This is a genomic window from Amycolatopsis sp. M39 (assembly GCF_001651785.1).
GTDB classification, from domain to species: domain Bacteria; phylum Actinomycetota; class Actinomycetes; order Mycobacteriales; family Pseudonocardiaceae; genus Amycolatopsis; species Amycolatopsis rubida.
The window spans coordinates 533,075-553,950 of the sequence record NZ_LWSF01000004.1 but is presented as its reverse complement, the minus strand read 5'-3'; the positions used below and the strand labels follow the sequence as shown (position 1 = coordinate 553,950).

At 69.9% G+C, this 20,876-nt stretch carries 22 protein-coding genes; 12 read left to right on the top strand and 10 right to left on the bottom strand.

What is annotated here, in order from left to right; genetic code table 11:
* Window positions 1–280 precede the first annotated feature (280 nt).
* Entirely contained in the window at window positions 281–838 is a 558-nt protein-coding gene (locus A4R44_RS13165; RefSeq protein WP_067579643.1) for a DUF5134 domain-containing protein, read from the top strand.
* Window position 839: 1 nt separating this feature from the next.
* Here the strand turns inward: A4R44_RS13165 and A4R44_RS13160 are convergent, their stop codons facing one another.
* Genes A4R44_RS13160 through kstD form a run of 6 tightly spaced genes read right to left on the bottom strand, consistent with a single transcriptional unit; the run spans window position 840 to window position 6,324 of the window.
* Window positions 840–1,307 carry a riboflavin kinase gene (locus tag A4R44_RS13160; RefSeq protein WP_067579641.1) on the bottom strand — a complete coding sequence of 156 codons (468 nt, stop codon included), beginning with the start codon at window positions 1,305–1,307 and terminating at the stop codon, window positions 840–842.
* Between the two features lie 27 nt (window positions 1,308–1,334).
* Window positions 1,335–2,195: a MaoC/PaaZ C-terminal domain-containing protein gene (locus tag A4R44_RS13155; RefSeq protein WP_067579639.1), complete on the bottom strand. Its 861-nt coding sequence runs from the start codon at window positions 2,193–2,195 to the stop codon at window positions 1,335–1,337.
* Between the two features lie 11 nt (window positions 2,196–2,206).
* Window positions 2,207–3,232 (bottom strand): ferredoxin--NADP reductase, encoded by a 1,026-nt coding sequence (locus A4R44_RS13150; RefSeq protein ID WP_067579637.1) that lies wholly within the window; start codon window positions 3,230–3,232, stop codon window positions 2,207–2,209.
* Window positions 3,225–3,491 carry a hypothetical protein gene (locus A4R44_RS13145; RefSeq protein ID WP_067579635.1) on the bottom strand — a complete coding sequence of 89 codons (267 nt, stop codon included), beginning with the start codon at window positions 3,489–3,491 and terminating at the stop codon, window positions 3,225–3,227. The genes A4R44_RS13150 and A4R44_RS13145 overlap by 8 nt, the downstream gene beginning before the upstream one ends.
* Entirely contained in the window at window positions 3,488–4,651 is a 1,164-nt protein-coding gene (locus A4R44_RS13140; RefSeq protein WP_067579633.1) for a Rieske 2Fe-2S domain-containing protein, read from the bottom strand. Before A4R44_RS13140 ends, A4R44_RS13145 begins: the two co-directional genes overlap by 4 nt.
* Window positions 4,648–6,324: a 3-oxosteroid 1-dehydrogenase gene (gene kstD / locus A4R44_RS13135; protein WP_067579630.1), complete on the bottom strand. Its 1,677-nt coding sequence runs from the start codon at window positions 6,322–6,324 to the stop codon at window positions 4,648–4,650. The genes A4R44_RS13140 and kstD overlap by 4 nt, the downstream gene beginning before the upstream one ends.
* A gap of 100 nt (window positions 6,325–6,424) precedes the next feature.
* Between kstD and A4R44_RS13130 the strand changes: the two genes are divergently transcribed.
* From A4R44_RS13130 to hsaB, 5 genes are all read left to right on the top strand, one after another.
* On the top strand, window positions 6,425–8,011 hold the full coding sequence (locus A4R44_RS13130; RefSeq protein WP_067579628.1) for an FAD-binding protein: 1,587 nt from the start codon (window positions 6,425–6,427) through the stop codon (window positions 8,009–8,011).
* A 32-nt stretch (window positions 8,012–8,043) separates the two neighbouring features.
* Window positions 8,044–9,207 carry a 3-hydroxy-9,10-secoandrosta-1,3,5(10)-triene-9,17-dione monooxygenase oxygenase subunit gene (gene hsaA / locus A4R44_RS13125; RefSeq protein ID WP_067579626.1) on the top strand — a complete coding sequence of 388 codons (1,164 nt, stop codon included), beginning with the start codon at window positions 8,044–8,046 and terminating at the stop codon, window positions 9,205–9,207.
* Window positions 9,207–10,052: a 4,5:9,10-diseco-3-hydroxy-5,9,17-trioxoandrosta-1(10),2-diene-4-oate hydrolase gene (gene hsaD / locus A4R44_RS13120; RefSeq protein ID WP_067579624.1), complete on the top strand. Its 846-nt coding sequence runs from the start codon at window positions 9,207–9,209 to the stop codon at window positions 10,050–10,052. Before hsaA ends, hsaD begins: the two co-directional genes overlap by 1 nt.
* Window positions 10,052–10,951 carry an iron-dependent extradiol dioxygenase HsaC gene (hsaC, locus tag A4R44_RS13115; protein WP_067579622.1) on the top strand — a complete coding sequence of 300 codons (900 nt, stop codon included), beginning with the start codon at window positions 10,052–10,054 and terminating at the stop codon, window positions 10,949–10,951. Before hsaD ends, hsaC begins: the two co-directional genes overlap by 1 nt.
* A complete protein-coding gene (hsaB, locus tag A4R44_RS13110; protein WP_067579620.1) occupies window positions 10,948–11,514 on the top strand; it encodes a 3-hydroxy-9,10-secoandrosta-1,3,5(10)-triene-9,17-dione monooxygenase reductase subunit in 567 nt (188 codons plus the stop codon). The genes hsaC and hsaB overlap by 4 nt, the downstream gene beginning before the upstream one ends.
* A gap of 16 nt (window positions 11,515–11,530) precedes the next feature.
* Here hsaB and A4R44_RS13105 read toward each other — a convergent pair whose 3' ends face one another.
* Window positions 11,531–11,785 (bottom strand): Smr/MutS family protein, encoded by a 255-nt coding sequence (locus A4R44_RS13105; protein ID WP_009075408.1) that lies wholly within the window; start codon window positions 11,783–11,785, stop codon window positions 11,531–11,533.
* Window positions 11,786–11,864: 79 nt separating this feature from the next.
* Here A4R44_RS13105 and A4R44_RS13100 point away from each other — a divergent pair, with 79 nt between their 5' ends.
* The gene (locus A4R44_RS13100) at window positions 11,865–12,458 is read left to right on the top strand and encodes a PadR family transcriptional regulator (protein ID WP_232791586.1); all 594 of its coding nucleotides are present in this window, start codon (window positions 11,865–11,867) and stop codon (window positions 12,456–12,458) included.
* Window positions 12,455–13,633 carry an NAD(P)/FAD-dependent oxidoreductase gene (locus tag A4R44_RS13095; RefSeq protein WP_067579613.1) on the top strand — a complete coding sequence of 393 codons (1,179 nt, stop codon included), beginning with the start codon at window positions 12,455–12,457 and terminating at the stop codon, window positions 13,631–13,633. The genes A4R44_RS13100 and A4R44_RS13095 overlap by 4 nt, the downstream gene beginning before the upstream one ends.
* 146 nt (window positions 13,634–13,779) lie before the next feature.
* Here the strand turns inward: A4R44_RS13095 and A4R44_RS13090 are convergent, their stop codons facing one another.
* From A4R44_RS13090 to A4R44_RS13080, 3 genes are all read right to left on the bottom strand, one after another.
* Window positions 13,780–14,829 carry an MBL fold metallo-hydrolase gene (locus A4R44_RS13090; protein ID WP_067579611.1) on the bottom strand — a complete coding sequence of 350 codons (1,050 nt, stop codon included), beginning with the start codon at window positions 14,827–14,829 and terminating at the stop codon, window positions 13,780–13,782.
* 10 nt (window positions 14,830–14,839) lie between these two features.
* Window positions 14,840–15,874: an acyl-CoA desaturase gene (locus A4R44_RS13085; RefSeq protein WP_067579607.1), complete on the bottom strand. Its 1,035-nt coding sequence runs from the start codon at window positions 15,872–15,874 to the stop codon at window positions 14,840–14,842.
* A 241-nt stretch (window positions 15,875–16,115) separates the two neighbouring features.
* A complete protein-coding gene (locus A4R44_RS13080) occupies window positions 16,116–16,997 on the bottom strand; it encodes an NAD(P)-dependent oxidoreductase (protein ID WP_067580186.1) in 882 nt (293 codons plus the stop codon).
* Between the two features lie 454 nt (window positions 16,998–17,451).
* Between A4R44_RS13080 and A4R44_RS13075 the strand changes: the two genes are divergently transcribed.
* The 4 genes from A4R44_RS13075 to A4R44_RS13060 are packed head-to-tail and all read left to right on the top strand — an operon-like array spanning window position 17,452 to window position 20,847.
* Window positions 17,452–18,051, top strand: a complete 600-nt coding sequence (locus tag A4R44_RS13075) for a MarR family winged helix-turn-helix transcriptional regulator (protein ID WP_232791585.1) — start codon at window positions 17,452–17,454, stop codon at window positions 18,049–18,051.
* On the top strand, window positions 18,015–18,212 hold the full coding sequence (locus A4R44_RS13070; RefSeq protein WP_037713222.1) for a hypothetical protein: 198 nt from the start codon (window positions 18,015–18,017) through the stop codon (window positions 18,210–18,212). The genes A4R44_RS13075 and A4R44_RS13070 overlap by 37 nt, the downstream gene beginning before the upstream one ends.
* A gap of 2 nt (window positions 18,213–18,214) precedes the next feature.
* Window positions 18,215–19,648 (top strand): sodium:solute symporter, encoded by a 1,434-nt coding sequence (locus A4R44_RS13065; protein ID WP_067579604.1) that lies wholly within the window; start codon window positions 18,215–18,217, stop codon window positions 19,646–19,648.
* Entirely contained in the window at window positions 19,645–20,847 is a 1,203-nt protein-coding gene (locus A4R44_RS13060) for an amidohydrolase family protein (protein WP_067579602.1), read from the top strand. Before A4R44_RS13065 ends, A4R44_RS13060 begins: the two co-directional genes overlap by 4 nt.
* Window positions 20,848–20,876: the final 29 nt, after the last annotated feature.

Below are 20,876 nucleotides of genomic sequence, written 5' to 3'. Positions count from 1 at the left end.
CGCACGCGGCTGCGGCGGCACGGGAGGTGGGTGGCGGCTGGTCGGGCCTCGTGAGTGTTGGTGTCGGTTAGAACCGGGATTGCCACGCACGTGGCCGGGGCTGCGCGCGGGCTGGGGGGCGCGAGGCGGGACGCAGCGGTCTGACCTGGGCTTGCCGGTGTGCGCATAGCCCTTGTGGGTCGACGCGGATCACCTTATTGCTGGCTGGTGCCTCCACGGCGCGCGTGTCACGGTAGTGAGACCGTGTGACGCAGCGTGTCCGGAGGAGTGAGGTGCCGAGGTGACTGTCCCGCTGGCGTGGCTGTTCACCGTGCTGTTCGCGTCGCTGGCGCTGCCGTGCGTGCTGCGGCTGGTGAAGCTCGATTACGGCAGTCTCGGGCACCGGGTGCGCAACGGCGACCTCGCCGAACTGCTGCTGGTGGTGGCGATGGTCGCGATGCTGTCCCCGGTAGGCGGACCGATCCCGGCCGCGGGCTGGCAGGCGGTGCTGGTGCTGACCGCGGGCTGGTTCGCCTTCTCCGCCTGGCGAGGCCGCGCTGAGGGACACAGCTGCTGGCACCACGCGCTGTCGGCGGCGGCGATGCTGTACATGGTCACCGCGATGCCGCACGGCGGAATGGTGCACGGGCCGTGGCTCAACATGTCCACAATGGACGCCCGGCTGGCGTGGCCGGCGGTCGCGCTGGTGGCGGCAGCCTACTTCGCGGTCGACGCGGTCCGCTCCGGGGTGGTGGCGGTGCAGTCGCGCGGCACGGGGGCACCGGGACACGCGTCGCGCACGCTGTGCCGGGCGGCGATGGGCGCGGGCATGGGCGTCATGCTGCTCGCGGCCGTGTGATTCAGCCGAGCCGCTGGACTTCGCCGTCCGGCGGGAGCGCGGCCAGCGTCGGCAGCGCGTCGGCCGGGTGCCCCGCGACCCATTCGCGAGCTGCGGCGACGTCGCGGCCCAACGCGTCGATCAGTTCCTGCGCTGATCCGAACCCCTGCTGCTCCCGCAGGTGCTTGCCGAGCCAGACGGTGAGGCGTTCGCCGTACAGGTCGCCCTCGAAGTCGAGCAGGAAAGCCTCGACCAGCCGGTAGCCGTCGGCTCCGTAGTAGGTCGGGCGGCGGCCTACCGACACCGCGGCGGCCACGCGCGCGCCGTCCGCGCGCTCCGCCCAGCCGGCCCACACCCCGTCGCCGAGTTCGCCGCGCTGGTCGCGCAGCGCGATGTTCGCGGTGGGGAAGCCCAGCTCACGGCCGCGCTTGTCGCCCGGCTCGACTGGCCCGCGCACCACGAAGAAGGTGCCGTCTCGCTCGTCCGCCATGGGACAACCGTATAACGGTCCCGATGCTCAGCGGGACCTCAGCACTGTGTCGGCCAGCACAGGCGTGTCGTCGCGCTCCGGTGCGGTGGCCGTGACCAGCAGACGGTCGTCCGCGCGCCACACGCGCACGCGCAGGTTTTCGCCGGGGAAGACGACGCCGGCGAACTTCGTCCCGAATGCCGAGACACGCTCGGGATCGCCGTCGAGGAACGCGTCGACCACGGCTTTCGCGACCACGCCGTAGGTGCACAGCCCATGCAGGATCGGCCGGTCGAAGCCGGCGGCCTTGGCGAACGCCGGGTCGGCGTGCAGCGGGTTGCGGTCGCCGCACAGCCGGTACAGAAGCGCCTGCTGCGGCAGCGTCGGCACGTCGAGGACTTTGTCCGGTTCGCGGTCCGGCCACTCGATCTTGTCCGACGGCCCGCGCTCGCCGCCGAAGCCGCCTTCGCCGCGGGCGAAGATGCTGGACCGGGCTGTCCACAGTGGAGCGCCGGACTCGTCGGCGACCTCGGTCTCCTGCACCAGCACCGCGGCCTTGCCCTTGTCGAAGACGTCGGCGATCCGGGTCCGCGCGACCGCCTTGCCCTCGACCGGGATCGGCCGGTGCAGGTCGATTTCCTGCTTGCCGTGCAGCACTTTCGCCAGGTCGACGTCGACGCCGGGGAACTTCAGCGCGGGCGGCTCGAACGTGCGGAGATTCGCCGCGACGGTGGCGAAGGTCGGCAGCACGCGCAGGTCGCGTTCGTAGGCGTAGCGCAGTTCGCGCTCGTCCACCGGGTCCGCGCCCGCGCCGACGGCCAGGTGGTACAGCAGCACGTCGGACGGCGTCCAGGCGAAGCCGACCTCGCCGAGATCGGCTCCGATCGCGACCGCGGGGTCGATGGGCACGGGCTCTCCCCTCACTCGTAGCTGACGGACACCTCGTCGGTCAACGGTACCGATTGGCAGGCCAGCACGATCCCGTCGGCGATGTCCTCGGCGTCCAGCACCTCGTTGTTCAGCATTTTCACCTCGCCGGAGGTGATGCGGCAGGCGCACGCGCTGCACTGGCCCTCGCGGCAGGAATACGGCGCGTCGAGGCCCGAGGCGAGCAGGTGGTCGAGCAGCTTTCGCTGGCGCGGCCAGGTGAGCTGCCGGGTTTCGCCGTCGAGGTCGACGGTGAGCGCGGTCGTCTCGCCGCCGGTGTCCTCCTCAGGTTCCGGCTCGTCCGCGAACGGGTTCCCGGTGAGCGAATGGAACTTCTCCACGTGCACGCGTTCGCGCGGCGCGCCGAGTTCACGCAACGCATCCTGCGCGGCGGCCATGAACGGCGCCGGGCCGCAGAGAAACGCCTCATGCCCTCTGTAAGGATTGGCAAGCGCCCGCAGTGCGGTGACGCTTGGCAAGCCCTGCAAGCTTTCCAGCCAATGCACCACTGTGAGCCGGTCGCCGAATCGCTCGGCCAATTCGCGCAGTTCGGCGGCGAAAATCACCGACTGCTCGTCGCGGTTGGCGTAGACCAGCACCACCTGCCCCTCGCCCTTTTCCAGTGCGGACTTGAGGATCGACATCACCGGAGTGATCCCGCTGCCCGCGGCGAACAACAGGAAATCGGAGTCCAAAGAGGACGGGCAGAACACGCCGGACGGCCGCAGCACGTCGATCGTCGCGCCCGCCTTCAGCTCGTCGCACACCCAATTCGAGCCGTATCCCTCGGCCGTCCGCTTGACCGTGACCTGCACCCGGCCCTCGTGCGGCGCGCTCGAAAGCGAATAGCACCGTGCGACGGAACCCGTTCGGTCGCTGGGAATCCGCAGCGTGAGGAATTGCCCGGGGGCGTAGGCGAACCGGTCGAGATGCTCGTCCGGGACAGCGAACACGATGGACCGCGCGTCCGCGGTTTCCTCGATCACCTCGGCGACGGTGAGCGTGACGACGTCAGTCATCGCGCACCTGCCCGAAATTGCCGTCGCGCACCGCGTTGTCGATGCTGTCCGCGAGTTTCTCGCAGGTGTCGAGCAACGCGGTGTTGCCGCCGGACGCGGCGTGCGCGGCGAACACCGGGCAGCTGGTCGCGGCGTCGGTGGTCCACTGGATGCTGGTGTGTTTCAGGCTGTTTTTCTTGACCAGCACACAGGTTCCGCAGCTGCGGCATTCATGCGGCCGCAGCCCGGAGGTGAGGAATTCGGTCGCTTCGGCCGTCACACCCCAGCCTCCTCCGCCTCGGCCTCCGCGCGCTGGCGCGCCAGGTTCTCCTGGACCTCGGCCGCCCACACCTCGTTCGCCTTCGTGGTGTCCACTTCGAACTCGAACCGGCGGGTCATGTCCTCGGTGACGTCCGCGGCGTCCACGTAGAACTGGTCGTACCAGCGGCGCAGCTGGTAGACCGGGCCGTCCTCCTCGCACAGCAGCGGATTGTCGATCTTGGTCTTGTTCTTCCAGATCTCCACGTCCTGGAGGAACCCGACGCCGATGCCCTTCGCGAGCTTCTGCGCGATCTTGTCCGCGTGCTCGTCGGAAATGCCGGGCATCTTCTTGACCATGATGCCCCACTGCAGCACGAACGACGTCGGCGAAACCGGATAGTGGCAGTTGATCAGCACGTTCTCGATTTCGAAGCCCTGGAAGGAGTTCACCAGCCAGTTGATCATGTAGGAGGGGCCGAAATACGACGCCTCCGAGCGCAGCAGGTTCTCCTCGCCGCCGTAATTGGACGCCATGCCCATGTCCGGGCGGCCCTTGGTGTTGAGGTACTGGGTGGCGATGTGGCCCTCGAACACGTTCTTGAAATAGGTGGGGAAGGCGTAGTGGATGTAGAAGAAGTGCGCCATGTCCACGACGTTGTCGATGATCTCGCGGCAGTTGGCGTTCTCGATCAGGATCGAGTCCCAGGTCCAGTTGCTCCACTCGGCGCTGAACGCGCCCTCGACGCGCGGGATCACGACGTTCTCCGGCGGCGGGTTGCCCTCCGGGTCGTGCCAGACGAACAGCTGCTTGTTCTCCTCCAGCACCTGCCACGCCCGGGTGCGCGCCCGCAGCGGGACCCGCTTGGCGTACGGGATCGACTTGCACTTGCCGTTGCCGCCCCACCGCCAGTCGTGGAACGGGCAGGCGACCTCGTCGCCCTTCACCGACCCCTGGGTCAGGTCGCCGCCCATGTGCCGGCAGTACCCGTCGAGCACGTTCAGCTTCCCGGCGGAGTCGGCGAACACGACGAGCTTGGTGCCGAACGCCTGCACGGCGTGCGGTTCGCCGTCGCGGAAGTTGTCGGCCAGCCCGAGGCAGTGCCAGCCGCGGGCGTACCGCGCCGGGGGCGCCCCGGCGTCGATCGTGCGGATCTCGGATCCATCGGTCTTCGGCGTCACTGCCTGCCTCCCGTGCCGGTCTGATCTTCGTTCGCCAGCGCCTGTGCCGCAAGGTAGCCGAACACCATCGCCGGGCCGATGGTCGCGCCCGGCCCGGCGTAGGTCCGGCCCATCACCGGCGCGCTGGTGTTGCCCGCTGCGTAGAGGCCGGACACGACCGTGCCGTCCTCGCGCAGGACGCGGGCGTTTTCGTCGATGCGCAGCCCGCCCTTGGTGCCCAGGTCGCCGGGCACCACGCGGACCGCGTAGTACGGGGCCTTGGCGAGTTCGCCGAGGCTCGGGTTGGGCCGGTTGCGGGGGTCGCCGTAGTAGTGGTCGTAGGCGCTGAGGCCGCGCTGGAAATCGTCGTCGACGCCCTTGCGCGCGAAGCCGTTGAACCGCGTGACGGTCTGCTCCAGCGCCTCAGCGGGCACTTCGATCTTCTCGGCGAGCCCCGCCAGCGTCGCGGACTTCGCGACGATCCCGGCCTTGTACCAGCGACCGGGCAGCGGCTGCCGCGGGCCGAGACCGGTGAACAGGTAGCGGTCGCGGTAGCGCTGGTCGAACACCAGCCACGCGGGGACGTGCTCGCCGGGGCCGTCGCCGTCGCCGTACATCGCGTGCACGGCCTCGACATACGGCGCGGATTCGTTCACGAACCGCGTGCCCGCGGCGTCGACCATCAGGCAGCCGGGCCGCGAGCGCTCGGCGAGTGCGAACCACGGCCCGCCGGTGAGCGGGAACGACGGGCCCCACCAGGCGTCGTCCATCAACTCGGTCGCCGCGCCGAGCTTGAGCCCGGCGTTGATGCCGTCGCCGGTGTTCGCCTCGGCGCCGACGGTCCATTCGGTGCCGATCGGCGCGCGCTGGTACTTGGTGCGCATCTCTTCGTTGTGCTCGAAGCCGCCACAGGCCAGCACCACTCCGCGACGCGCGCGGAACAGCGTCTCCGCGCCGGCGCGCCGGGCCACGATGCCGGTGACGACGTCGTTTTCCACCTGAAGATCGACCAGCGGCGTGTCGAGCAGAACCTCCACGCCCGCGTCCCGCAGGCCCTTCCGAAGCCCGGCCGCAAGCGCTTGCCCCATGGACAGCGGCTGCTGCCCGCGGACGCGCCCGGCCAGCCATTTCATCCCGAGCGACAGCATCCGGGCGGCTCCGCGCGGATGCCGGGCGATCAGGCTCAGCCAGCGATAGTCGGACTGGGTGATCGGCACGCCGAGCGGCGGCGCGCTGTAGGGCGGTTCGAGCTCGGCCAGGTCGCTGCCGAGCAGCTTGCCGTCGAGCGGCTTCGGCTCGACCGACCGGCCGCCGGGACGTCCGCCGGGCGCCTCCGGGTGGTAGTCGCTGTACCCCGGGACCCACTTGAACTCCAGCGGCGTGTTCCGGGTGACGAACTCCAGCACCTCGGGGCCGTGGTCGAGGAAGGTCGCGCGCAGGTGCTCCGGCACCACGTCGCCGACGATCGATTCCAGGTACTGCTTCGCGCGTTCGGGTGGTTCTTCGATGCCCGCGGCTCGCAGGGCGTGGTTGCCGGGCAGCCAGACGCCCCCGCCGGAGCGGGCGGTCGAACCGCCGAAGCGGGCTGCCTTTTCCAGCACCACCACGGAGAGCCCGCGATGGGCGGCGGCGAGCGCGGCGGTCATCCCGGCGGCGCCGCTGCCGGCCACCACCACGTCGTACTCGTCCGACATGCCACCTCACATGCAACGTGTTATCGGCTAAAGCTGGCCTGCTCGGGGCCACTTCCGTCACCATAGACGAGAACGTGTTCCAGTTCTAGGGTGGCGGACTATGGACGAGCTCGGGGCGGACGTCGTGATCATCGGAGCCGGCGCGGCCGGCGTGTGCGCGGCCATCGAAGCGGCCGACGCGGGCGCCGAGGTGCTGCTGGTCGACCGGTTCTCCGGCGGCGGGGCCAGTCGCGTGAGCGGCGGCGTGGTCTACGCCGGGGGAGGCACGCCGCAGCAACGCGCCGCTGGCGTCGACGACAGCGTGGACGCGATGTACGCGTACCTGCGGATGGAAACCGGCGACGTCGTGTCGGAACGGACGTTGCGGCGGTTCTGCGAGGAAAGCGTCGACATGGTGGCGTGGCTGGAGCGCCAAGGCGTGCCGTTCGAGGGCAGCATGTGCGACTACAAGACGTCTTATCCCAGCAATAAGCACTATCTGTACTACTCCGGCAGCGAACTTTCCGGCGGCTTCCGCGACGTGGCGAAACCCGCGCCGCGCGGACACCGGGTCAAAGGGCCGGGCACGTCCGGGAAACTGCTGATGAAGCAGTTGCTGGCGGCGGCTCGCGAGCGCGGAGTGCGGGTGCTGCCGCAGACGCAGGCGACGAACCTGATCGCCGACGACTCGGGAACGGTCACCGGGGTGCTCACGCGCAGTTTGCGGGGCGCGCCTTCGTGGGTGCGGGCGCGACACGCGCGGCTCGCGGACTGGGCGGCGAAGCCGGGCATCTACGTGCCCGCGATGCGCCGGTCGCTGCATCAACGGGTGGAGCGGATCGAACGCAAGCACGCGCGTGAGCTTCGGATTAGCGCACGCCGGGGCATCGTGCTGGCGGCGGGCGGCTTCATCGTGAACCGGGCGATGGTGCGCGAGCACGCGCCCGCGTATCGCGGCGGGCTGGATCTCGGCACCTCCGCGGACGACGGTTCCGGCATCCGGATGGGCGTGGAGGCCGGCGGGCGCACGGCGGAGCTGGACCGGGTGTCGGCGTGGCGGTTCCTGACGCCGCCGTCGGCGTTTCTCGGCGGGCTGCTGGTGGGCGCGGACGGCCGCCGGATCATCGACGAATCCCGGTACGGCGCGGCGATCGGCGAACGCATGATCGCCGGGCACGGCGGACGCGGCTGGCTGCTGGTCGACGAGCCGATCGTCGCCGAAGCCCGGCGCGACGGGCGAAAACAGGGTCAATGGTTCGCCACGTTGCAACTGCGCTATCTGCTCGGCAAGGGCCGGGTGAGCGCCGGGACGATCGAAGAAGTCGCCGCGCGAGCCGGAGTCGATCCGGCCGGGCTGGCGGCGACTTATGCCGAGTACCAGCGCGGCCCCGACCCGGCCGGCAAACCGGCGGACTTCGCCCGCCCGCTGGACACGCCGCCGTACTCCCTGATCGACGTGTCGGTGAAACCCAACCTCGGCTACCCGTGCCCGATGCTGACGCTGGGCGGTCTGGTGGTCGACGAGGACACCGGCGCGGTGGCGGGCGTCCGCGGCTTGTACGCCGCCGGGCGCACCGCGGTGGGAATCTGTTCCCGGTCGTATGTGAGCGGCCTTTCGCTGGCTGACTGCGTGTTTTCCGGTCGCCGGGCGGGGTTGCACGGCGCGCGCGGGGCGGACCGCGTCGACAAAAACGAGAACGTGTTCTAGCCTTGAGCGTGTCGAGCGAGAGAGGACGGCCGATGAGCGAGCTGGCTGCCGTGATCGAGGGGGTGCGCGACCTGCTTCCCGTGCTGCGGGAACGCGCGCAGGAGACCGAGGATGCCCGCCGGGTCCCCGCCGAATCAGTGAAAGCGCTGCAGGAGACCGGATTTTTCCGCCTGCTGCAACCGAAACCGTACGGCGGCATGGAAGCCGACCCGGTCACCTTCTACACCGCGGTCAAGCTCATCGCGAGCGCCTGCGGGTCCACCGGCTGGGTCGCGTCGATTCTCGGCGTGCACCCGTGGCACGTCGCGTTGTTCGACGCGCAAGCCCAGGCGGACGTGTGGGGCGAGGACCACGACGTGCGGATTTCTTCGTCGTACGCGCCGATGGGCAAGGCGACTGTCGTCGAGGGCGGCTACCGGCTGTCCGGGCGATGGAGCTTCTCCTCCGGAAGCGACCACTGCACGTGGGTGCTGCTGGGCGGGCCCGCGTTCGCCGACGGCAAACCGGTGGACTTCTGCACGTATCTCGTGCCGATCTCGGACTACTCCATTGTGGACGTCTGGGACACGGTCGGGCTGCGCGGCACCGGGTCCAACGACATCGTCGTCGAGGACGTTTTCGTGCCGAAGCACCGCGCGCTGAGCTTCATGGCGACGTCGAAGTGCAAGACGCCGGGCCAGGAAGTCAACCCGGGTCCGCTGTACCGGCTGCCGTACGGTTCCGTGCACCCGAGCACCATCACCGCGCCGATNATGGCGCAGGGCGCCTACGACGCGCATGTGGAGCACCAGGGCAAGCGGGTGCGGGCGGCGTACGCGGGCGAACAGTCCAAAGAGGACCCGTTCGCGAAGGTGCGGATCGCCGAGGCGGGCAGCGAGATCGACGCGGCCTGGCTGCAGCTGACGCACAACATCGACGAGCTGTACCAGCTGGCCCGCAAGGGCGAGAAACTGCCGTTCAGCACGCGGTTGCGGGTGCGCCGGGACCAGGTGCGCGGCACCGAGCGGGCGATCTCCGCGATCGACCGGCTTTTCGAGAACTCCGGCGGCCGCGCGCTGCGGCGGGGCACGCCGATCCAGCGCTTCTGGCGCGACGCGCACGCGGGCCGGGTGCACGCGGCGAACGACGCGGAGCGCGCGTACGTCATGTTCGGCACCGGCGAGTTCGGCTTGCCTGTTGAGAATGCGATGGTTTGATGGCGCCTGAAGGTTCCTATGTAGACACTGCGGGCGGCATTCGCCTGCACTACCACGAGTCCGGCGCGGAGAACGCCGAGACGGTGCTGTTGCTGCACGGTGGCGGCCCCGGTGCTTCGGCGTGGAGCAACTTCGGCCGGAACCTGCCGGTGTTCGGGAAGTCCTATCGGACGCTGGCGGTCGACCAGCCGGGGTTCGGCCGGTCCGACAAGCCGGCTGACCACCCGCAGTACTTCCGGCACAGCTCGGACGCGGTCGTCGGCCTGATGGACCGGCTCGGCATCGAAAAGGCGCACCTCGTCGGCAATTCGCTCGGCGCGGGCGCGGCGGTGCGGCTCGCACTGAACCACCCGGGACGCGCGGGACGGCTGGTGCTGATGGGCGCGGGCGGGTTGAGCGTCAACCTGTTCGCCCCGGACCCGACCGAAGGCGTGCGGCTGCTGTCGAAGTTCGCCGGGGATCCGACCCGGGAGCGGATGGAAGCGTTCCTCCGGATCATGGTGCACGACCAGGCTCTGGTCACCGACGAGCTGATCGACGAACGCTTCGAGACCGCGCGTTCGCCGGAGTCGCTCGCGGCGATGCGGGCGATGGGCAAGTCGTTCAGCCTGCCGGACTCCTTCGAGGAAGGCATGTTGTGGCGCGAGGCCTACCGCCTGCGGCAACGGGTCCTGCTCGTCTGGGGCCGGGAGGACCGGGTCAACCCGCTCGACGGCGCACTGCTTGCGCTGAAGACGATTCCGCGTGCGCAACTGCACGTGTTCGGCGGCTGCGGGCACTGGGCGCAGCTGGAGAAGTTCGACGAGTTCAATCGACTCGCCCTCGACTTCCTCGGGAGTTCGTGATGGCTATCCGTTCGCTGGGATATCTGCGCATCGAAGCCACCGACATGGACGCCTGGCGCGTCTACGGGCTGAAGGTGCTCGGCATGGTGGAGGGTTCGGGCACCGACCCGGACGCGCTCTACCTGCGCATGGACGATTTCCCGGCGCGATTGGTGATCGTGCCGGGAGAGAAGGACCGCTTGGCGGTAGCGGGCTGGGAAGCGGCCAACGCCGCGGAACTGGACGATGTCCGCGCCCGCCTCGACGCGGCTTCGGTGCCGTACAAGGAAGGCACGCCCGAGGAGCTGGCCGACCGCCGGGTCGCGGAAATGGTCAGCTTCACCGATCCGTCGGGCAACACCCTGGAGGTGTTCCACGGGGTCGCGCTGCAGCACCGGCGTGTGGTGAGCCCGTACGGCCACCGGTTCGTGACCGGCGAGCAGGGCCTCGGCCACGTGGTTTTGTCGACCCACGACGACGAGGCCGCGCTGCGGTTCTACCGGGACGTGCTGGGCTTCCGGCTCCGCGATTCGATGCGCCTGCCGCCGCAGATGGTGGGCCGCCCTGCCGACGGGGACCCGGCGTGGCTGCGGTTCTTCGGCTGCAATCCGCGCCACCACAGCCTGGCGTTCCTGCCGATGCCGACGCCGAGCGGGATCGTGCACCTGATGGTGGAGGTCGAGGAGACCGACGACGTCGGGTTGTGCCTGGACCGCGCGAAGCGCAAGAACGTCCCGATGTCGGCGACGCTCGGCCGGCACGTGAACGACCTGATGCTGTCGTTCTACATGAAGACCCCGGGCGGCTTCGACGTCGAGTTCGGCTGCGAGGGCAGGCAGGTCGAGGACGAGGACTGGATCGCGCGCGAGAGCACCGCGGTTTCGTTGTGGGGCCACGACTTCTCCGTGGGCGCGCAATGACAGCCGCCGTCTCCGACGCCGTGCCGGACCGGTTTCGCGAGGTGCTGGGCCACTTCTGCACCGGGGTGACCGTGGTGACCGGCTACGTCGAGGATTCCTCGGCTGTCGCGCCGACCGGACCGGTGGGGTTCGCCTGCCAGTCCTTCGCCGCGTTGTCGCTGGACCCGCCGCTGGTGCTGTTCTGCGTCGCCCGGACGTCGCGCACCTGGCCCGCGCTGGCCGCGGCGGGCGCGTTCGCGGTGAACGTGCTCGCCGAAGACCAGCAGGCGGTCTGCGCCGAGTTCGGCCGCCGCGGCGGCGACAAGTTCTCCGGAGTGTCCTGGCGGCCCGCCCCGTCGGGCGCGCCGCTGCTGGAGGGAGCCCTGACCTGGGTGGACTGCGAAGTGCAGGCGGTCCACCCGGCCGGGGACCACTACGTGGTGGTCGGCCGCGTGACCGCGCTGGGCGAGACGTCCGACGCCCGCCCGCTGCTGTTCCACCGCGGCCAGTACACCGTCACCGAACCGGTGCCGGACGCGCTCACCGCCCTGATGCCCTGGCCCCGCCCGGACGACTGGCTCTGACTCCCGCGCACGAGGCCTACTTCCAGCGGAAGTGCACGAACACCCGCCCGAAGTTGTCCTTGTCCTTCTCGACGCGGTGGTAGAGCGCCTTCACGTCCTTGCGCTCCAGGAACCGCAGCACGTGCTTCTTCAGCTGCCCGGACCCTTTGCCCGGGATGATCTCCACGAGCGGCGCCTTCTTCGCGACCGCCTCGTCGATGACCGCGCGCAGCGCCCGGTCGATCTCCCCGCCGCGGTTGTAGATGTCGTGAAGATCGAGCTTGAGCTTCATCGGTCCTTCCTACCCCACGCAGTGATAGTCGACATCGACCATTCTTATGCGTATAGTCGATCCTGACTAAGGAGCTGTGGTGAAGCGACGCGTGGTGGGGAACCCGCTCGGGCTGGCCGTGCTGGCGGGCTTGCTCGAGGAGCCGATGCATCCCTACGAGATGGCACGGCGGTTCGTGGAGTACGGCAAGGAGCGGGACTTCAAGTACACCCGCAGCTCGCTGTACATGGTGGTCGGGCAGCTGGAGAAGGCCGGGTTCATCGCGGCGCGGGAGACGCTGCGCGATTCGGCGCGCCCGGAGCGGACGGTCTACGCCATCACCCCCACCGGACGGCTTGAGCTGTTCGACTGGATGCGCGAGCTCGTCGCCGAGCCGGCCACCGAGTATCCGCTGTTCGGGGCGGCGTTGTCGCTGTTCATGGTGCTGCCGGCGGACGAGGTGCGCGAGCTGCTGCGGCAGCGGCTGGCCGCGCTCGCCGCGATCGCCGGCGAAATCCGCGCGACGATCGACGCCGCGCGGGAGCAGGGGCTCGCCTGGTGGTTCCTGGTCGAGGAGGACTACCGGCTGACGAAGGCCGAGGCGGAGCGCGGCTTCGTCGAACGGCTCGCCGAGTCGGTCGCCGGGGAGGACTACCGGCAGGCGTGGGAAACCTATTTCAAGGGGAGAACATGAACGTAGTGGTGATCGGCGGCGGCATCGCCGGCGCGACGACCGCGATGGCGTTGCAGCGGGCGGGAATCGAAGCCGCTGTCTACGAGGCTTACCCGAAGGCCGCGGACGGAGTCGGCAGCGCGCTGACGCTGTCTCCCAACGGCCGCAACGCTTTGCGGCAGATCGACGCCGACGACGCGGTGGCCGCGGTCGGCATCGAGGTGCCCGGAATGGTGATGCAGAACCACAACGGCCGGGTAGCCGGCAGATTCGACGGGCTGCCGGGCCTGCCGTCGAGCCTGCTGCTGCGCCGGGACCGGCTGTACCGCGCGCTGATGGACGAAGCGCTGAGCCGGGGGATCGCGGTCGAATTCGGCAAGCGCCTGAAGTCTGTCGAGAACAAGCCGGACCAGGTGGTCGCGCATTTCGCCGACGGTTCCTCCGCGACCGGCGACGTGCTGATCGGCGCGGACGGCATCCGGTCGGCGGTCCGGTCCGCTGTGGACCCGGCGGCGCCTGCTCCGCGCTACGCCGGATTGCTCGGCCTCGGCGGCTGGATCCGCAACCCCGGCCTGCCGGTCACCGGGAACTACCAGCATTTCGCCTTCGGCAAACGGGCGTTCTTCGGCTACTTCGTCGACGCGGACGAGATTCTCTGGTTCAGCAACGTCCCCGCCGCCGACCCGGCGGAGGCGAAGACCGCGTCGCCGGAGCACTGGCTCTCGGTGCTGCGCGAACGGCACGCGGACGACGTCCCGGCGCGCGACATCATCTCCCTGCTGAAGCCGGCGGACGTCGCCCAGCCGGGGATCCTGGAGGACATCCCGACGGTGCGGACGTGGCATCGCGGCCGGATCGTCCTGGTCGGCGACGCCGCGCATCCGACGTCGCCGAGTTCCGGGCAGGGAGCGTCGCAGGCGATCGAGAGCTCTCTCGAACTGGCTCGTGCGTTGCGGGACGCTCCTGACGCGGCAACGGCTTTCGCCCAGTACGAGGCGGCCCGGCGGGAATGGGTCGAGCGGATCATCGCGCGGGCGGCGAAGATCAACAACGACAAGGCGGCGGGGCCGGTGGCGCGAATTATGCGGGATCTGCTGATGCCCCTGATGATGAAGACGGTGCTGACTCCGGACAAGATGTTCGGGGACGTGCATCGGCACCGGATCGAGTTCGGGTCTTCTCGCGCCTCGGTCTAGCGGAGCCACACGAGCGCGGACCGCTGGCCCGGGTCACGCGGAGCGGGGTCCGTTCGGACGCCCGCAGCAGGTTGCCGCCGCGCCGGCCGGGTCCGCTCGGGCCGGCGCGGCGGGGTGCGGGCGCTGGCGGACGGTGCGGCCGTCCGTCAGCCCAGGGTCTGCCACCAGCCGTCCACCGGCGCCGCGGCGGCCGCGTCGATCCGCTGCCCGGGTTTCGGGATCGCGAGCGGGAGGTCGTTGGCCCTGGCCTCCCGCCACACCTTGTCCGCGGGATCCGGCCAGGCGTGCATGGCCAGCGTGAACGTCGCCCAGTGCACCGGGATCAACAGTCCGCCGCGCACGTCCAGATGGGCGGCGACGCCTTCCTCCGGCGTCATGTGGATGTCCGGCCACTGCGGGGCGTACGCGCCGACCTGGATCAGCGTCGCGTCGAACGGGCCGTGCTTCGCGCCGATCTCGGCGAAACCGGCGAAATATCCGGTGTCGCCGCTGTAGTACACGCGATGCTCCGGACCGGCGATCACCCACGACGCCCACAGCGTGCTGTCGTTCGCGAGGCCGCGGCCGGAGAAGTGCTGCGCGGGCGTGGCGACGAAGCGGATCCCGGCCACGAGAGCGTCCTCGTGCCAGTCGAGTTCGATGATCCGCGCGGCCGGGACGTGCCACCGTTCGAGATGCGCGCCGACGCCGAGCGGGACGAGGAAGGGTGCGTCGGTCAGCGAAATCAACGTCTGGACGGTGGGCAGGTCCAGGTGGTCGTAATGGTCGTGGGAGATCACGATCGCGTCCAGCCTGCCCAGCTCCCGCAGCGAAACCGGGGGAGCGTGCAGCCGCCGCGGCCCGGCGAACGCGGCGGGCGAAACCCGGTCGCCCCACACCGGATCGCACAGCACGCGGGCGCCGTCGATCTCCACCAACGTGGACGCATGTCCGTACCAGGTAAGGAAAAGACCGTCGGCGGAGGAGGCGGCGGGCGAGGAGACCAGCGGGATCGCGCCGCCCGGCCGCCGGCGGGCGCGGTCCTCGCCGAACAGGAATTCGCGCACGAGCCCGCCGGGGGAGGAGGGCGTCGCACGAGTGGCGGCGGCGTTGTGGAAGACGCCGTCGGCGTACTGCGGAGACTGGCGCATCCGCTCAGCACGAGCTCCGGCGGCCTTCGCGCCGAAGGCCGCCGGAATCAATGCTGGGAAGCTCATGCCACCGAGTCTAGGAAGCGTTCCTGAGAGGAGCCCCAGCTTCGTGCAGGTGCCGCAGCGTCTGCCGGTACGAGGACACCAGCCCGGTGCGCAGGTACGGGATGCCGATCTCGGCGCAGTAGGCCTCCACCACCGGCTGGGCGCGGCGCAGGTGCACCGACGGCATGCTCGGGAACAAGTGGTGCTCGATCTGGTGGTTGAGGCCGCCGAGCAGGACGTCGATCACCGGTCCGCCCGCGACGTTCCGGGAGGTGAGCACCTGCTTGCGCAGGAAGTCCAGATCCGTCTTGCCGGTCAGCGTCGGCATGCCCTTGTGGTTCGGCGCGAAGATCGAACCCATGTAGACGCCCCACAGTCCCTGGTGGACCGCGAAGAACAGCAGCGCCAGGCCCGGCGGCAGGACGATGAACAGCGCGGCGAGGTAGACCGCGAGGTGGGTGAACAGCAACGCCGCTTCGAGCCCGCGGCGGCGCAGTCCGGGGCGCGCGACGGCGCGGATGCCGGACCAGTGCAGGTTGAGGCCTTCGAGGGTGAGCAGCGGGAAGAACAGCAGCGCCTGGTGCCGCCCGACGAACCGGGGCAGGCCGCGCGCCTCGCGGGCCTGGCGCTGGGACCAGACGAGGATGTCCGGGTCGACGTCCGGGTCCAGCTCCTCGTGGTTCGGGTTGGCGTGGTGGCGGGTGTGCTTGTCCATCCACCACCCGTAGCTCATCCCGATGCCGAGGTTCCCGGCGAGGCGCCCGGCGATCTCCGCGGGACGGCGCGTCCGGAACACCTGCCGGTGCGCGAGATCGTGCGAAAGCAGGGCGATCTGCCCGAACAGGAACGCCTGGAACGCGGCCACGGCGAGCTGCCACCACGAGTCGCCGAGCAGCGCGAACGCGACCCAGCCTCCCGCGAACAGCACGGTCACGAGCGAGATTCGAGCGGTGTAGTAGCCGGGGCGGCGGTCGAGCAGACCGGCGTCGGTGATCCGGCGGCAAAGCCGGGCGAAGTCGCTTCCCGGCCGTGGGGGCGAGGGGAGGACGAGCTTTTCGGTGGTCACCCGGGCGAGTATTGCGGCGCGGCGCCCCGGCGGGAAACCAGCAGACCCGACGGCTCGTGCTGGGGTTGTCCCCACCCCGCTCCTGTGCATTCCCGAAGCGGTGCTGCTCAAGCGCGTGCCGAGGCGCCGGGCGACGGCTCCGGCGCGGCCGTGAGGGGCAGCAGGGTTACTCCGTGTGCCCATGAAATTTCCGTCGTTCGGCGGTCTGCTTCCCGCCGCCCCTCCGCGCAGCGACGCCTCCTCAGCGCAGCTCGCCGCCGGACCGCCGCCGGGTCACCTCCGCGATGCTCGCCCAGTCGAGGTCCGCGCCGACCTGGTCGACCGCAGTGGCGAACACGTCCTGAAGAACCGGTCCGGAGAGCAGTTCGACGCCCAGCTCGCCGGCGGTGTCCAGCGCGAGCTTCAGGTCCTTCAGCCCCAGCGCGGCGGTGAACCCCGGCGGCGTGTAGGCGCCGGCGGCGATGGCGTCCCCGTAGCCGCGGTAAACCGCGCCGGGAAAGACGGAATCGTTGATCATGTCGACGAACCGCCCGGCGTCCAGTCCGGCGTGCTGCAGCAAGGTGATCGACTCGGACAGCGCCTGCAATGCGTGAATGATCAGATAGTTCACCGAAATCTTCGCCGTCGGCGCGGCGTCCGCGGCGTCGCCGAACTCCCAGACCCGCCGTCCGATCGCGGCGAGCATCGGCGCCGTTTCGGCGCGGACGTCCGCGTCGCCGGACACCAGCACAGTCAGGTTCCCGGCCACCACTGCTTCCGGGCGGCCGACCACCGGCGCACTGAGGTACCGCCCGCCCCGCGCGGCGAACTCGCGGGCTGCCTCCGGGCTGATTGTCGCGTGGTTGACGTGGGCGAAGCCCTCCGGCGCGGAGCGCATCCGCTCGGCGGTGAACACCTGCCGCACCGCCGCTTCGTCGCTCAACATGGAGAAGACGGTCCCGGTCGCGATCGCGTCCTCGGGAGTTTCGCCCACGGTCGCGCCTCGCACTGCCAGCTCGTCCGCTTTGCCCGCGCTGCGGCTCCACACGGTGACGTCGTAGCCCGCGTCGAGCAGGCGACCGGCGAGGGCAGTGCCCATCCTCCCGAGCCCGATGAAACCCACCCGGCGTGACGGTTCAGTCATGATCATTCCTCCGGTCATTGACGGTTCTGCCGGTTCCGCCGGCTCAGCGCTTCGGCCATTTCTTCGTCGATCTTGCTCAGCAGCGCGCGGTTCGGCCGGAGCGTGCCCTCGATGTCGCGCAGCCTTCCCGCCACCGCGGGTGCCGCAGGCGAGCAGGCTCGCGGGCCGAGCGCGCCACTCCCGGCAGAGGTAGTCCAGCGCGTTCTTGAGCACCCCCCCGGACAGCCCCGATCGTGGTCCTACTGCTGCGCCGCGGACTTGACCGGCTCGTCCAGGAACGGCAACGCGATCTCCGCGAGGCCGACCAGCCCGTGTCCAGGCCGCGACATCCCCGCAGATCCGGGAAGGGCGAGTGCCGCCCACGACGACAGCAATGCGTTTCTTGTCCGCCATGGTCGCGGTCCGCCCTTTAGTTCGCCTCGCGGACTGTTGGTTACACGAACCAAAATAGTTGGTGTCACGAACTGAGCAGGCCGACCTGGTCCCCGTGGCCGCTTCCCCGCCCGCGGACCTCCCGCCGCCGGAGCTGAACTTGACCGACGCCCTCGTCCAGCTGTCGTTCATCGTGCAAGCCGTACTGGGCCGGCACGGACTGTCCGTCACCCGGCTGCGCAAGCTCGCCGTGCTGGACGGCCGCGAGATCGGCATGCGGCACCTGGCCGGAATCCTCGAACTGGAGAAGTCCAGCGTCACCGGGCTGGTGGACCGCGCCGAACGCCGCGGCCTGGTCCAGCGCATCGCCGTCCCCGGCAACCGCCGCGCCGTCCACGTCACGGTCACCCCGGCGGGACGAGCCGTGGTGCACCAGGTGCGCGAGGCGACCGGCACCGAGACAGGCCGGCTGGCGGCAACCCTGAGCGACAGCCGTCAGGACACCTCCCGCCGGACCGTCGAGGCGCTGATCCACCAGAGCACGCCATCCCGTTGTAAAACCGGGCCGCGGCGCGCGGTTCGAGGGCTGCGAAACCGGTACGAAACCAACCTGCCGAGAGCCGCGCCTTCTGGCAGCGTGTTCGCATGCGCAGCTACTACCTCCCCCCGATCGTCCCCGTAGTCGCTCTCGTCCTCATGCCGTTCCTCCCCTTCGTCAACTCCTCCGGCCTGTGGCTGGGCTTGCCGAAGATGATGGTCTGGGGCGCGTTCTGGTGTCTCATGTTCACTCCGGCGCTGCTGCTGTCGGAACGGCTGCTGTCCCGCAGCGGCGAGGAGGATTGACGATGATCCTCGCCTTCACCCTCGCCGGCATCGTGCTCATCGGCGTGCTCGGCTTCGTCGGCCGCCGCCGTCCCGCCGCGGACCTCGCGGAATGGACCGTCGGCGGCCGGAAGTTCGGCGCGCTGACCATGTGGTTTCTGCAAGCCGGCGAGGTCTTCACGACCTTCACCTTCCTCGGCATGGCCGGGCTGGCGTTCTCCGGCGGCGTGGCCGCGATGTACGCGCTGCCCTACGTGCCGATCGCTTACGTCCTCTTGTTCTTCCTCGCCAAGCGGATCTGGCGGATGGGCAAGGAGCGCGGCTACCTGACCCAGGGCGATTTCCTCGAGGACCGGTATTCGAGCCGCGCGCTGGGCACGGTGTCGGCGATCCTCGGCGTCGTGTTCGTGCTGCCGTACCTGCAACTGCAGATCACCGGGCTCGGACTGATCGTCCGGCTCGTCACCGGCGACCACGCCTCCGGCACGCTCAGCATGATCGCGGGCAGCGTGCTGGTGGTCGCGTTCGTGCTGTGGGCCGGGCTGCGCGGCGTCGCGGCGACGTCGTACTTCAAGGACGCGATCATGCTCGTCGTCCTGGTGGTGCTGATCATCGCGGTGCCCGCGCATTTCGCGGGCGGCGTGTCCGGGGTGTTCCACAAGATCGACCAGCTGCATCCGGAGAAGCTGTTCGTGCACGCCGGGGCCAACGACCACACGTGGTTCATCACCAGCATGCTGGTCAGCGCGATCGGCGTCGGGCTGATGACGCTGCCGCACACCTGGCCCGCGCTGATGTCCGCGCGCGACCCGAAGGTGCTGCGCCGCAACTACACCTGGATGCCGGTGTACGAGCTGTGCCTGCTGCTGCCGATGATCATCGGATTCGCGGCGATCCTGGTGGTGCCCAAGGGAAGCGACCCGAACGGCGTGCTGCTGTCGTTGAGCAAGGAGGCGCTGCCGGGCTGGGTCACCGGGCTCGTGGTCGTCGCCGCGACGGCCACCGCGATGGTGCCCGCGGCGGGCATCCTGATCGGCATTTCCTCACTGGTGGCAAGGAACATCACCCGGGTGCGCGGCGAGCGCAGGCAGTTCTGGATCAACCACGGGACAGTCGTGCTGGCCAGCGCGCTCGCCCTGGTGCTCGGCATCTTCCGGCCGGACCTGCTGGCGAACCTGCTGCTGCTCACCTACTCCGGGTCGGTGCAGCTGGCCCCGGCGAACCTGCTGGGCTTCCTGAAGAAGGTCCCGGTCGGCAAGGTTCCGGTGTTCGCCGGGCTGCTGGCGGGCGAGGTCGTGGTGATCTGGCTGACCTTCGTGGACACCAAGCTCGCCGGCACCGTGAACGTCGGGCTGGTCGGGCTCGCGGTCAACGTGGTCGTGCTCGCGATCGCGGCAGCCGTCGAACGGGCCGGGAACCGGTCCGGAGACGTTGTGCGGACAGGAGAACCGGTATGACGCGGACCCTTTTCACCGGCGGCACGGTGTTCGACGGGACGGGCAGCGCGCCCGCGCTCGCGGATGTCGCGGTCGAGGACGGCCGGATCGTCGAGGTCGGCCCGGGCCTCGACGGCGACCGCGCGGTGGACTGCGCCGGCGCGATGCTGCTGCCCGGGATGTTCGACTGCCACGTGCACGTCACGGTGTCCGATCTCGGGTTGCTGCAGCGCGTCCAGAAGCCGTTCTCGTACCAGTTCTACGAGGCGGCCCGGAACCTGTGGACCACGCTGAAGCTCGGCATCACCACCGTGCGCGACGCCGCCGGGGCCGATCTGGGCATCAAGCAGGCGCTCGCGGACGGCTTGATCCCCGGGCCTCGCCTGGAAATCGCGATCGGCCTGATCAGCCCGACGGGCGGGCACGGCGACGGATGGATGCCGTCCGGGCATTGCGTCCCGCTCTCGCTCCCGCACCCCGGCCGTCCGAGTGCGCTGGCGGACGGCCCCGACGAGATGCGCCGAGTCGCACGCACGCTGCTGCGCGCCGGGGCCGACGTGCTGAAGGTCTGTACTACCGGTGGCGTGCTGTCTCCTCGGGACGATCCCCGGCATTCGCAGTTCACCCCGGAGGAATTGGCCGTCCTGGTCGCCGAAGCGACCATGCGGGGGCGTGCGGTGATGGCCCACGCGCAGGGCGCGGAGGGGGTCAAGAACGCCGTCCGCGCCGGGATCCGGTCGATCGAACACGGCATCTACCTCGACGACGAGGCGATCGAACTGATGCTCGCGCGCGGCACCTGGCTCGTCCCGACGTTGGTGGCGCCGGTGAACGTCATCCGCGCGGCGGCCGCCGGCGCCGCGCTGCCGGATGCGGTGGTGCAGAAAGCGAAAGAGGTCGCGGAGGTCCATCTGGATTCAGTGCGCCGGGCCGTCGAAGCCGGGGTCCGGATCGCGATGGGCACCGACAGCGGCGTCGGCCCGCACGGGACGAATCTCGAAGAGCTGGACCTGATGCGGACGGCCGGGATGAGCCCCGCGGCCGTGCTGGCCGCCGCGACGTCGTCGGCCGCTCAGCTGCTGGGCAAGGACGGCGAACTGGGCCGCTTGGCTCCGGGGCATTGCGCGGACCTCGTGGTTGTTTCGGGCGATATTTACGATTTCCCGGCTCTGGCGGGGAACGTTCGGGAAGTCTGGCAGGACGGAGCGCGCGCGGTTTAGGGCGGGGCTTTCGGGAGCACGGCATACTG

What these genes read in the sequence shown, in the direction of transcription:
- A4R44_RS13150 (WP_067579637.1), bottom strand. Translation starts at nt 3,232, where the DNA reads ATGACTGACGTCGTCACGCTCACCGTCGCCGAGGTGATCGAGGAAACC.
- hsaD (WP_067579624.1), top strand. Translation starts at nt 9,207, where the DNA reads ATGGCGCCTGAAGGTTCCTATGTAGACACTGCGGGCGGCATTCGCCTG.
- A4R44_RS13080 (WP_067580186.1), bottom strand. Translation starts at nt 16,997, where the DNA reads ATGACTGAACCGTCACGCCGGGTGGGTTTCATCGGGCTCGGGAGGATG.
- A4R44_RS13105 (WP_009075408.1), bottom strand. Translation starts at nt 11,785, where the DNA reads ATGAAGCTCAAGCTCGATCTTCACGACATCTACAACCGCGGCGGGGAG.
- A4R44_RS13160 (WP_067579641.1), bottom strand. Translation starts at nt 1,307, where the DNA reads ATGGCGGACGAGCGAGACGGCACCTTCTTCGTGGTGCGCGGGCCAGTC.
- A4R44_RS13130 (WP_067579628.1), top strand. Translation starts at nt 6,425, where the DNA reads ATGGACGAGCTCGGGGCGGACGTCGTGATCATCGGAGCCGGCGCGGCC.
- A4R44_RS13090 (WP_067579611.1), bottom strand. Translation starts at nt 14,829, where the DNA reads ATGAGCTTCCCAGCATTGATTCCGGCGGCCTTCGGCGCGAAGGCCGCC.
- hsaC (WP_067579622.1), top strand. Translation starts at nt 10,052, where the DNA reads ATGGCTATCCGTTCGCTGGGATATCTGCGCATCGAAGCCACCGACATG.
- hsaB (WP_067579620.1), top strand. Translation starts at nt 10,948, where the DNA reads ATGACAGCCGCCGTCTCCGACGCCGTGCCGGACCGGTTTCGCGAGGTG.
- A4R44_RS13070 (WP_037713222.1), top strand. Translation starts at nt 18,015, where the DNA reads ATGCGCAGCTACTACCTCCCCCCGATCGTCCCCGTAGTCGCTCTCGTC.
- kstD (WP_067579630.1), bottom strand. Translation starts at nt 6,324, where the DNA reads ATGTCGGACGAGTACGACGTGGTGGTGGCCGGCAGCGGCGCCGCCGGG.
- A4R44_RS13065 (WP_067579604.1), top strand. Translation starts at nt 18,215, where the DNA reads ATGATCCTCGCCTTCACCCTCGCCGGCATCGTGCTCATCGGCGTGCTC.
- A4R44_RS13095 (WP_067579613.1), top strand. Translation starts at nt 12,455, where the DNA reads ATGAACGTAGTGGTGATCGGCGGCGGCATCGCCGGCGCGACGACCGCG.
- A4R44_RS13060 (WP_067579602.1), top strand. Translation starts at nt 19,645, where the DNA reads ATGACGCGGACCCTTTTCACCGGCGGCACGGTGTTCGACGGGACGGGC.